9 protein-coding genes are annotated in these 12,153 nt (G+C 42.7%); 8 read left to right on the forward strand and 1 reads right to left on the reverse strand.

Going from position 1 to position 12,153, the window contains the following annotated elements; translation table 11 throughout:
* Positions 1 to 289: 289 nt before the first annotated feature.
* From drmD to V7K40_RS03030, 8 genes are all read left to right on the forward strand, one after another.
* A complete protein-coding gene (gene drmD / locus V7K40_RS02995) occupies positions 290 to 3,544 on the forward strand; it encodes a DISARM system SNF2-like helicase DrmD (protein WP_334956571.1) in 3,255 nt (1,084 codons plus the stop codon).
* 5 nt (positions 3,545 to 3,549) lie between these two features.
* A complete protein-coding gene (locus V7K40_RS03000; protein WP_334956573.1) occupies positions 3,550 to 3,951 on the forward strand; it encodes a hypothetical protein in 402 nt (133 codons plus the stop codon).
* Positions 3,929 to 4,171 (forward strand): hypothetical protein, encoded by a 243-nt coding sequence (locus V7K40_RS03005; RefSeq protein WP_334956575.1) that lies wholly within the window; start codon positions 3,929 to 3,931, stop codon positions 4,169 to 4,171. Before V7K40_RS03000 ends, V7K40_RS03005 begins: the two co-directional genes overlap by 23 nt.
* A gap of 71 nt (positions 4,172 to 4,242) precedes the next feature.
* Entirely contained in the window at positions 4,243 to 4,647 is a 405-nt protein-coding gene (gene tnpA, locus V7K40_RS03010) for an IS200/IS605 family transposase (RefSeq protein WP_334956577.1), read from the forward strand.
* A gap of 179 nt (positions 4,648 to 4,826) precedes the next feature.
* A complete protein-coding gene (drmA, locus tag V7K40_RS03015) occupies positions 4,827 to 8,366 on the forward strand; it encodes a DISARM system helicase DrmA (RefSeq protein WP_334956578.1) in 3,540 nt (1,179 codons plus the stop codon).
* Positions 8,363 to 10,225 carry a DUF1998 domain-containing protein gene (locus V7K40_RS03020; protein WP_334956581.1) on the forward strand — a complete coding sequence of 621 codons (1,863 nt, stop codon included), beginning with the start codon at positions 8,363 to 8,365 and terminating at the stop codon, positions 10,223 to 10,225. Before drmA ends, V7K40_RS03020 begins: the two co-directional genes overlap by 4 nt.
* Before the next feature lie 175 nt (positions 10,226 to 10,400).
* Positions 10,401 to 10,853 (forward strand): hypothetical protein, encoded by a 453-nt coding sequence (locus V7K40_RS03025; protein WP_334956583.1) that lies wholly within the window; start codon positions 10,401 to 10,403, stop codon positions 10,851 to 10,853.
* Positions 10,854 to 10,898: 45 nt separating this feature from the next.
* The gene (locus V7K40_RS03030) at positions 10,899 to 11,054 is read left to right on the forward strand and encodes a hypothetical protein (RefSeq protein WP_334956674.1); all 156 of its coding nucleotides are present in this window, start codon (positions 10,899 to 10,901) and stop codon (positions 11,052 to 11,054) included.
* 246 nt (positions 11,055 to 11,300) lie between these two features.
* Here the strand turns inward: V7K40_RS03030 and V7K40_RS03035 are convergent, their stop codons facing one another.
* Positions 11,301 to 12,128 carry a YheC/YheD family protein gene (locus tag V7K40_RS03035; protein WP_334956585.1) on the reverse strand — a complete coding sequence of 276 codons (828 nt, stop codon included), beginning with the start codon at positions 12,126 to 12,128 and terminating at the stop codon, positions 11,301 to 11,303.
* Positions 12,129 to 12,153: the final 25 nt, after the last annotated feature.

Below are 12,153 nucleotides of genomic sequence, written 5' to 3' on the forward strand. Positions count from 1 at the left end.
GCCATAATTATGTATGACTTTGATGGGCGAAATATATCGATATTTTCATTAAATAGACTCAAATGCTTTAAATAATCTAAATTAATTGACTTTCAAAGAAAGTATTAAAACATACATTACTATTTTGATAATTAAATTTATAAGTATTTTTAAATACTAAATTTTTATACCCAATTAAAATCTGCGGATTTGCAACTGTGAGCGATCGCTTAACAGGTAATTTTTCATGCAAAAAATAGCTTCTCTGTGATTGGTGTAGGGGTTCCAACAGGGCAAAGGGGTGTAGGGGATGAGTGTTGTTACTGGTCAAATTGTGCGGGTGCGATCGCGGCAGTATCTTGTAGAAGATGTAGTGGCTAAACCTTTGGTGAAGGAAGACACTTTAGTTTGCCTTTCGTGTTTGGAAGATGATGCGTTAGGAGAACAGTTAGAAGTTCTTTGGGAAAGAGAAGTTGATGCCAAAGTCATAAGTAAAACTTCGTGGGAGTCCATAGCAAACCGAGGTTTTGACAATCCCCGTCTATTTTCGGCTTATCTCCATACTCTGCGCTGGAACTGTGTTACCTCAACTGACCCAAAACTGTTTCAAGCACCATACCGTGCAGGTATTGAAGTCAAAGCTTACCAACTTGAACCGCTACGCAAGGCTTTATTAATGCCTAGAGTTGCTTTGTTTATTGCTGACGATGTTGGTTTAGGGAAAACCATAGAAGCAGGTCTGATTTTAAGAGAGATGTTGATGCGGCAAAAAGTTCGCCGTGTTTTGATTTCCTGTCCACCATCGGTTGTACGGCAATGGCAAGAAGAAATGGAAAGCCGCTTCGGGCTAACTTTTGTAATTTTTGACCGTGAGTTTGTAGCTAGTCGTCGTCAAGAACGGGGTTATGGGATTAACCCTTGGACAACTCACAGCCGCTTCATTATTTCTCATGCTTTGTTACGCGATGAAACCTATGCTGCACCTTTGCGTGATTGGTTGGGAGATTTTGCAGGTGCATCAATGTTGATTCTCGATGAAGCACACAACGCAGCCCCAGCTAGTGGTGCGAAGTATGCTGTAGATTCTCAATTAACACGCACTGTCCGTGATATAGCCCCCAGGTTTGAACATAAGTTATTCCTTTCTGCTACGCCCCATAATGGACATTCCAATAGCTTTGCAGCATTACTGGAAATCCTCGACCCGCAACGATTTTGTCGAGGTGTACCTGTGCGCGATGCCTATGGCGGGCAGAGCCAACGCAAGCTTTTAGATACGGTGATGGTGCGGCGGTTAAAGCAAGATTTACGGGAGATTGGCGAAGAGTTTCCTGAACGGCGGGTTATTCCTATCGTTATCGATAATCTGCCAGAAGATGCACCGGAATTGAAACTGTCACGATTGCTGCAAGAATATCGCAGTCTGCGGGAAGAACGGCTGAAGGAAGCATCGAAGTCAACCCAAAATGCGGCGATGCTGGTAATCACTTCGCTGCAAAAGCGTCTGCTGTCTTCTATCGAAGCTTTTGCACGTACTTTGAAAGTTCATCGTGCAGCGATTGAAAAGCAATCTACTAACCGTTCTGTAAATGGCATCGAGAATTTACCATTGCTTTTAGAATCTCCTGGCGCTGATGATGAACGGGCTGAACTAGCGGAAGAAGAAGTACAAGCAGAAGAAGATACTCAGGTAACGGTGGCGACTGGACAGGCTGCAAGCTTTGGGTTAAGCAGTCGAGAATTGGAAATTTTAGAAGAGATGACCGATGTAGCCAACCAAGCTAGATATCAAGCAGACCCACGAGTTGAAAAGTTGGTGGCTTGGATTAAACAAAATCTCTGTCCTGATTTGGGTAAACCTAATGCTGCTTGGTTAGATAAGCGAGTCATTATATTTACTGAATACACAGATACAAAACGCTACTTGCAGCAAAAACTCCAAGAAGCGATCGCCGGCTCAGATAGCGAAGCGCTACGGCGAAACGCCGAACGCATTGATGTATTTCATGGTGGTATTGGCGAAGAACGCCGAGAAGCTATCAAAAATGCTTTTAACTCCGACCCATCGCGTCACCCCCTCCGCATTCTTATAGCCACGGATGCAGCACGGGAAGGGGTCAACCTGCAAAACAATTGTGCTGACCTATTCCATTTTGATGTGCCTTGGAACCCGTCGCGGATGGAACAGCGCAACGGCCGTATTGACAGAAAATTACAGCGATCGCCTGTTGTTCACTGCTACTACTTTGTTTTAGCGCAACGGACAGAGGACAAAGTATTAAAAGTGCTGGTGAAAAAGACCGAAACAATTCAAAAAGAATTGGGAACACTTTCACCAGTTGTGCAAAAGAATTTATCGCGGTTGTTGTCAGATGGTATTCGCCACAATCAGGTAACTAATATTACTGCTTCTATAGAACAAGCTGATTTACCTAACTTACAGATAGTAAACGAGGAATTGGAAGAAAATCGACTGCAAAGAGAAGAATTAACCAAGCAATTATCACAGTTACAAGAGATGCTGAAAACGTCGCGGGATTGGTTGGGACTGAGTGATGAACACTTCCGCAATGCTATTTCCGCTTCATTGGAAATTCTCGGTGCGACTCCTCTGGCCCCAGTCGATAGTAATGAAGCTTACCAAGACTCCGCAACTGCACGTTGGGCGCTTCCACCCCTTGACCAACGTGCAGACCCCACATGGGCGACTACTCTTGATACCTTAAGACCGCCACGTAAGAAAGGACAAAAGCCTTGGGAATGGCGACGGGAAGCACCGATTCGTCCGGTGGTATTTCGTGACCCTTGTTCCTTAGATGGGGATGTGGTTCACCTGCATTTAGAACATCGGGTTGTACAGCGCCTTTTAGGGAGATTTTTAGCCCAAGGGTTTTTACATGATGAGTTAACCCGCGCTTGCATTTGTCTGACTGATGACCCAATTCCGAAAGTTATCGCCTTGGGACGCTTATCGGTTTACGGACAGGGTGCTTCGCGGTTACATGACGAAGTAATTGCGATCGCTGCGGAATGGTCTGAAGCAGCTAGGGGAGGCAAGAAACTACAACCGTTAAACGAAGGAGAGAAAGACAACGTACTGGCTTTATTGGAAGATTCTTTAGCTTCTCCTCGTTTGCAAAAAGTATCTCAGACGGTTAAAGAACTGTTGAAACAGAATGCTACCCAAGATATTGCTGATTTGATTCCCCATTTGGAACGCCGTGCCAATATCTTGGCTCAAAGAGCTGAGAAAAAGTTAACCGAACGGGGCAAAAAAGAAGCTGTGGAGATGAAAAAAATTCTCGAACAGCAGCAGCAGCGTATTAGCCAACGCAAGCAGGAAATTGAAAATACCAAAGCTATTCAGCTATCGATTCCGTTTGAAGAGTTCCCAGTCGAGGAAAAACGGCAGTTAGAAGCAGACCGCCGCCACTGGGAGAAGCGATTGAAAGCACTTGCTGAAGAAATTAATACTGAACCTGCCCGAATTGAGGCTTCCTACGAAGTTAGGGCGGTGCGAGTTGAACCTATGGGATTGATTTATTTGTGGCCAGTTTCGGGTTGAGGAGTATGGTAAAGGATAGAGAAATTCAAGCGCATAAGGAATGGTTGGGCTTCCTTCAGCCAGTGGGGTTGGTAGTGTCGCCAACGGCGTTAAATAATGCCCAAATGTCGGTAAATCGCAACGTTGTTGAGTTACAGCAACGGTTAAGCGAAATAGTTAGCCGAGATTCCTCTGATGACAGCACCAATTACACCTGCGTAATTTCTGACTTTCTCACCTTCACAGTAGAAATTCTTGGTTGGCAACCGACAGATTTAGTCGAGAGTCCAGAGGATTTGGAGGTATCGCTACCAGAATACGGTGAAACTTTACAACCGACCTATGCCGTACCTGACCCAGATAAAGGTGGTTGGCTGATGCTAGTACAGGTCAGGACTAAAAAACTTGGCTGGGTTTTTATATTTTGAAGGAGTCGGATTCATCCGACTTCACCAGATTCGCCAGGGGTTCAAAACCCCTGGCGAATCTGGTGAATCTGGCAAATCTGGCGAATCTGGTGAATCTGGCGAATCTGGCAAATCTGGCGAATCTGGCGAATCTGGTGAATCTGGTGAATCTGGTGAATCTGGCGAATCTGGCAAATCTGGCAAATCTGGCGAATCTGGCGAATCTAACAAATCTGGTTGAAATACATTTATTGTTTTTAACCAAAAATGGGCAATCTAGTAAAGGTAGATAAATGCTAATTAGCAAAAAATATGTCATTATGGCGACTTTACTATCATATTATTTGGACAACAAAACAACGCCTACCTCTAATTATGTCCAATAAAGAATCTGAACTTCATAATTATATTATTGGTAAATCAGATGCTCTAAATTGTATTGTTCATGGAATAGGTGGTATGGAAGACCATATTCATTTAGTTGTGTCTATTCCTCCGACAATAGCTATTGCAGATTTTGTTAAAAAAATTAAAGGTAGTAGTTCTTATTATTTCAATCAAAATATTCCTGCTACGTCAGATAAATTCTCTTGGCAAGAAGGGTATGGGGTTTTCTCTTTAGGTAGTAAGCAACTTGAGCAAGCTGTTACTTATGTTAAAAATCAAAAAATACATCATTCACAAGGAACAACAAATTCTCATTTAGAAAATATGTAAATTGATGGACAGCCAGATAGCCAGATAGCCAGGGGTTCAAAACCCCTGTCTGATAGCTAAAGTCCTCTGGAAGAGGACTAGCAAATTAATTTAAATAATCGTCTAAAGACGATTTGAGCTATTAGACGGGGGTTTTAACCTCCGCAATTAAATTAAGTCATCCAAAAGCCAAATATTAAATGATAAATAATGCGAAATCTCTAACCTCTGCCGAAGTGCGATCGCGCCTCATCGAAGCCCTACAACTCGACCTCATAGGCCCCATCCCCGATGATATCGACCACGCAGAAGAAATTCTCGACCAAGCACCATCAAAATGGTATCTTACAGGTTTCCTTGTTCCGCATGGCGCACCTATCGAACAGCGTGGAGATGATACTGGCGATGATGATTTAGATGTAGTGCAAGGCGGTAGTGCAGCTGAAGATGAAAGTGTTCCAGATAAACCATTCGCCAAAAAAGCTTTTTTCCCTTCATCGATGGGTTTAAGTTTCCTAGTTGCTAAAAACGCCAGTCAACTTAATCTCACAGTGCAATGGGGTGATTATTTCCCAATAAAAGACAATACTGTTGCACAATCTCAAGATGATTCTGGTGCTCAAGAAATTCTCTCACCCCTAGAAATAGATACGACAATCCCGCAAGAGGAATCAAATAACAGTCTATCGGGATGCTGGAAACGGATTCCATACCAAGCCCAAATCATTGTTCCTCTAATGGGCGATCGCAATCCCGAACAATTACAATTGGGTTTAGGTTTAAGTAGTCCTAAACAATTAAAATTACCGCTTCATCAAAACCAATCTACAAAAACTATTCCCATAGCTGATAGCAACGGTTTACAACTCGTCGTCTCCATCCGTCCTGTCACATCCAAGGAACTTGTCCCGGCTGGAACTCGTTCTGTCTCTGTATTTCTCGTCAATAATCGCCTCCCCACCTCAGATAAACAGCGCGATATTAGCTATATTTTTCAAACCAGTTTAATCATCCATACCCCAGAACCATTAGTAGCCCGTCCCAATTTACGCGGACGAGATAATCATGATTGGGATGAAAACGTCGCTGATTTACAATACCGCGATGATTATGAATATGCGGTAGGTCATAACGTTTCTGCGATTGCATTAACTAATCCTGATGGTAGCTGTCAGGAAGTACGTACTGCTTGGATACCAACGGCTGATGTGGAAAAGGTCATAGCCACTCAAGTAAAAAACGTTGAATTGGAAATGGAAGCCTTAGCTGGCGCATCCACACCAGAAGCTTTGCAAAATATGCTGAGTCCAATGGTGGATGCTTACGCTGATTGGATTAAAGAACAATGCACCAAATGTCCCAACGAACCAAAACGGTTAAATGTAGCCCTAGATTTACTCCGCCGTGCGGAAATTGCCAACAAGCGCATCGACGCTGGTATCAAAGCATTAAATGACCCACAAATATTTGAAGCATTTCAAATAGGAAATCGGGCTATTGCTACGTATATGCGTCAACGTGCTACTCACGGCAAAAATATCACTCCTGAAAGTCTTGCGCCACCTGAATGGCGACCCTTCCAGCTAGCGTTTTTACTGATGAACTTGGCAGGAATAGCTTACCCCGAAAATGGCGATCGTGAATTAGTCGATTTGCTATTCTTTCCTACAGGTGGCGGTAAAACCGAAGCTTACTTAGGACTTGCAGCCTTTACTATTGTCCTGCGGCGACTGCGTTATCCCGGTATCAAATCGGCTGGTTTAAGCGTCCTCATGCGCTATACCCTGCGTCTTTTGACTCTTGACCAACTCGGACGGGCGACGACGATGATTTGCGCCTTAGAATTAGAACGCCAAAAAAACCCGCAGAAGTTAGGAACTTGGCCCTTTGAAATTGGACTGTGGGTAGGACAAGCTGCAACACCCAACCGCATGGGTAAAAAAGGAGATAACGACGATAACAGTGCTAGAAAACGGACTCTTGATTTCCAAAACAATGATCGTAACAACCCATCGCCCATCCCGTTAGAAAAGTGTCCTTGGTGCGATACAGAATTTCAACGCAACTCATTCCAACTACTACCAAATACTGACCAACCAACGAACTTACGCGTAGTTTGTGCTAATCGTCGCTGTCATTTTCGCGGTGATAATCCTTTACCAATAGTCGCCGTAGACGAGCCAATATACCGCCGCCTACCTTGTTTTATTATCTCTACAGTAGATAAATTTGCCAGCCTGCCTTGGGTGGGAGAAACTGGTGCATTATTTGGACGAGTAGACCGCTACGACAACGATGGTTTTTACGGCCCTACTCAACCAGGTCGCGGTAAACCCCTTGGCGGTTATTTACCACCACCAGACTTAATTATCCAGGACGAATTACATTTAATTTCCGGCCCCTTGGGAACAATGGTAGGACTATACGAAACCGCCATTGATGCCTTGTGCAGCCAAGAGATAGACGGTAAAAAAATTCGTCCGAAAATAGTTGCTTCAACTGCAACAGTCCGCCGCGCCAGCAAGCAAATTCAAGCTTTATTCGGTCGCAGCGAAGTTGATATATTTCCGCCACCAGGGCCAGACCGACGCGATTCATTCTTTGCCAAAACCGTCCCTGCTACAGTAAAAAATGCCCGCACTTATGTAGGAATTGCTGCTCAAGGACGCAGTTTAAAAGTAGTTTTATTACGTACTTATTTGGCATTATTAGGCGCAGCCCAAAAACACTGGCTAGAACAAGGAGGGAAGAAAAATTCTGATAACTCAGCAGATTCCTACATGACGCTGTTAGGTTACTTTAACTCTCTACGTGAACTCGGTGGTAGTCGGCGGATTGTGGAAGATGAAGTAAATTCTGGTCTAGTGCGTTATAGCCAGCGTAAACGAGTAGATGAAATATCAGGGTTATTTGCTGGTCGTAAAATTGATGATGAACCAGAAGAATTGACCTCCCGTGTCAGCACTAGCGACGTTGCAGAGACTAAGCGGCGAATGGAATCAACCTTTGATAAAGATGAAAAGGTTGATGTTGTTTTAGCGACAAACATGATTTCCGTAGGTTTGGATATTACCCGCTTGGGTTTAATGGTAGTTCTCGGTCAACCCAAGACAGCCGCCGAATATATCCAGGCTACTAGCCGTGTAGGACGGGATGAGGAAAGACCGGGTTTAGTAGTGACATTACTAAACATTCATCGTCCACGCGATCGCTCTCATTATGAACGCTTTTTTGCTTGGCATTCAACATTTTACCGTGCTGTAGAAGCTACCAGCGTAACTCCCTTTTCTCCTCGTGCTATTGACCGAGGTATTGCAGCTATTACCGTTGCTTTAACACGTCTAGGACATCCTGGGATGACAGCACCAACTCGCGCTTTCGATATTACTCAACATCGCCAAGATTTAGAGTTTGTTGTTGAAACTATTGCACAACGGGCCGAGGTTTGTAGAAACAACGAGGATGACGCAGAGGAAACACGTTACAAAGTTAAAGGACGAGTAAAAAATTTACTAGATACATGGCAAAGCATTGCTAATGGAAAAATTAGCCTCCAATATCAGCGTGAAGTAGGCGAAGCACCACCACTGATATTTGACCCCCTCGACCCCGAATTAGAGAATCAACCACTAGAAGCACGAAGGTTTAAAGCCCAGCGAAGTTTGCGCGATGTCGAACCAACAGTCAATCTGTGGGTGATTAACCCTTACGGAAATGAGGTAGAGGAGAAAGGAAAATGAGTAAATCTAACAGAAGAATTCCCCCAGCAGGACAAGTACGGCAAAGTCAAATTCTCTCTACCTTTGGGCCTGGGGCGATGGTAGACTTACCAGAACATTCCGTGTTAGTTGCTGGTTTAAATCAGTGGCGTGGCGACAGAAAACGCATTTTTGAAGATCGGTTAGCGATTAGAGTTGCTGAAATTTTACAAATCAATCATGTCAACTTGTATGCGCCACCGGTTGATGAACAAGACCCCAGAGCTACCCGCACCGGAATTAATGTTTTCATGTTTCCCACTTGGTTTTTAGCTCAAGTCAAGGAAACTTGGTACGACACTAAAACCAAAAAAACATTCCGCACTCGTCCTCTGTTACCGTGGGGTAATTTAGTCAGTGGTCAATATCTTAATTCTGAAAAAAAGAAAGTACCAGTCGTACCTGTCCGCTTCGTGCAAGCCTGCGTTAAAGGTCATATTAGTGATATTGATTGGTATCGTTTTGTACATAATGACCCTGAAAATAAGTGTCGAGGTCAGTTATGGTTAGACGAAGGTGGTTCAGGTAACGACTTCGCTGAAATTTACGTGCGCTGCGAAGCCTGTAAAAAACGCCGTCCCCTTGCTGATGCTACAGTCCGCAACGGTAAAGTCTTAGGCCCATGTCAAGGACATCGCCCTTGGCTTGGCTCATTTGCCCAAGAACCTTACTGTATTCGTGAATCCACTGGTTTACCAGAATACAACCGCTTATTAGTTAGGTCTGCCAGTAACGCTTATTTTTCACAAATTCTTAGCGTTATTTCCCTACCTGACTTAGATGCGGGTTTACGAGATGCAGTGAATTTAGTTTACGAAGATTTTCTCCAATATGCAGAAAGCGTCAGCGAAATTAAAAAAGAACGCAAAAAACAAAAGGTAGCTGTAGCTTTAGAAAAATTTAGTGATGAAGCAGTCTGGGAAGAAGTACAACGGCGACAAAGCGGTGCTTCAACTGGAGATAAAAAAATTAAACAAGTAGAAATTGAGACATTACTTGCTAGTTCTGTCGAAGTTGGGGAAGATGTCCCAGACGGTGATTTTTACGCTCGTTCTCGCCAGCTAAATAACTTAAAGCCTACGTTTTCTTCCCGTATTGAACGAATCGTTTTAGTACATCGCTTACGTGAAGTAATTGCTCAGGTAGGCTTTACTCGCTTTGAAGCGGAAATGCCAGATATCGATGGCGAACTTGATATCAGCGTCAGGCGTGCTGCTTTAGATATTGAGCCTACTTGGGTTCCTGCAATTGAGAATAAAGGCGAGGGCGTATTTATTGCTTTCCGTAAGGAAGCGATCGAAGATTGGTTAAAGCGAGAAGCCGTCAAAAAACGTGGACGAGAATTATCAAGAGGATTTGATATCTGGTGTGCGCGTAAAGGTATAGACCAAGAAAAAGAAAAAATTAAGTTTCCTGGCTTGCCATATACTATGCTGCATTCTCTATCACATTTATTAATTGTGGCTGTATCGTTAGAATGCGGCTATGCTGCCAGTTCCATCCGCGAACGCATCTACGCTGGTGATGCAGGATATGGAATTCTTTTATACACAGGTTCGTCTGGGTCAGAAGGGACTTTAGGCGGATTGGTAGAAGTTGGTAAACGCATTGAATACCACTTGGAAGTAGCACTAGAGCAAGGAAAATTATGCTCCAATGACCCAGTATGCGCTCAACATCGACCAGATAATGAGCAAGAGGAGCGTTTTCTGCACGGTTCCGCTTGTCACGGATGTTTGCTGATTGCCGAAACATCCTGCGAACGCCGCAACGAATTTCTTGACCGCGCCTTAGTTGTCTCTACAGTTGAAGGTTTAGGAGCAGAATTCTTCCCAGAATAAACACAATGGCTTTTTTACAACTGAGCCGCCCAACTTTGCTGAAACTAACAATAGCATTAGAAAACGGTAGGCTATCCCCTCCTTTTCTCGTATCGACCATTGTTAACTACGTACCTGCAACTTTAAGTCAAACAGTAGTTGATGAACTTAATCATCTAACTTCTGAAGGCGTAAAATGCAGCCATATTGCTTATACCTTGCGCTTGCTAGCAGCAGAACGAAGTACATCTCAACAAATACGCGTAGACGCAAAGCGGCTTGTCGCAGACATCGCATTGAGTTAGTATGGACTGGCCCAGAGGTAACTGGTTCTCAAAGCCGTGATACTAGCGTTGTTGTCCGTGAACTGTTTAGCAACGCGAAAAAAAGTGTTCTCATCTCCAGCTTTGCTATTGATAAAGGCGAGAAAGCGCGGAAATTATTCCAGGTACTTGCAGAACGTATGGATGCTAACCCGGAACTATATGTACAAATGTTTCTTAACATCCAACGTCCACATTACAGTGAAGTAGCAGAGTCAGTTTTATTGAGAGAATTTGCACACACCTTTTGCCGCGATATCTGGACAGGGGAGAGATTACCAGAAGTTTTTTATGATTCGCGATCGCTAGCAGTGGATGTTAAGTAAAAGTCATCTTTGCACGCCAAGTGCATTGTTGTAGATGAGGAATTTGTGCTAATTACATCAGCTAATTTTACAGAAGCCGCCCACGAACGCAATATTGAAGCAGGTGTGTTGCTCACTGACTCAGCAACAGCCCAAGCTTTGCGCTTGCAGTTTGACAGTTTGGTATCTCACAAAATCCTGCGTCCTATTCCTGGGATTTGATTGTTGCAGCGATGGCACTCAAACTATATCAACCTAAGAAACCACATTCTCTTCACCTTCATCTGATACATAATTCCAACAGTTCCCCTGGTTGACAATTCAACGCTTTACAAATGCCATGTTTAAGTGCGATTCCTTCACTCACCAAAATCTCGAACGCGATCGCCAAATTATATGTTTCGGAGAGTTTTTGTGTAAGTCCTGAGAATAATGAATTAGCTAACCAAAGTACTAAACTTTTTATTTTTATGCTAGGCTAATAAGCATTTTTTCAAAAATTTTAAACACATGTTCCTCTCCATTGTCTCTAGTGAAAATACTATAATTTGGGTGAGAATTGATTTCAATTAACCAATATTGGTTATCTTGGTCTAATACGATATCTAAACCACCATAATCAAGGTCTAATTCTTCAAAAACTGGTTTAGCAAAATTAGCAATCTCTGACAATATTTTTGGCTCGTTGATATACTTTGCTTTTGCACCATTCCAGTGCAGAGGACTAAGGTTACCTACAAATTTTGCATTACTTATATCTTTTTCATAGAGCAAAACTAACTCTTTATTTAAGAAAACCGCTCTATATTCAGATTTAATGTCAATAAATTCTTGAGCAATAGCAACGTAATCATACTTTTTAAAATTGACATTAAAAATTTCTTTTAAAGCAGTTTCAATTTCATGTTGATTCTGACATAAAAAAACGTTATGCCCCCTCGCACCAGAATTTCTTTTAACAATCACAGGTGTTTCAAACTTTTCCTTGATTTCTAATACAATATCCGGAATAGTTGAGAATTTTAAGTAAATCTTATACTCGATGTCACAGAAAGGAGAAAGAAAACCTACTGTCCGAGGAAGTTTAACTTTTTTATTTAAAAGATGGTAAGTGTATTCTTTGTCTTTTATAAGGTGTGCTACTGCTTGATTAATTAACGGAGTGCTATAGTTACAAAAATAATGCGATTTATTATTCAGTTTTATTTTGATTAAGTTTTCAGCAGGATGAAGAATTTCATAGCTGATGTTTAAGTTTTCACAAGCTTGGAGCAATAGCGAAATGTTGTCTAACATATATACTTGAAGTTAAACATCCTAA

Origin of the sequence: Nostoc sp., from assembly GCF_036917195.1 — a bacterium.
Classification (GTDB): domain Bacteria; phylum Cyanobacteriota; class Cyanobacteriia; order Cyanobacteriales; family Nostocaceae; genus Nostoc.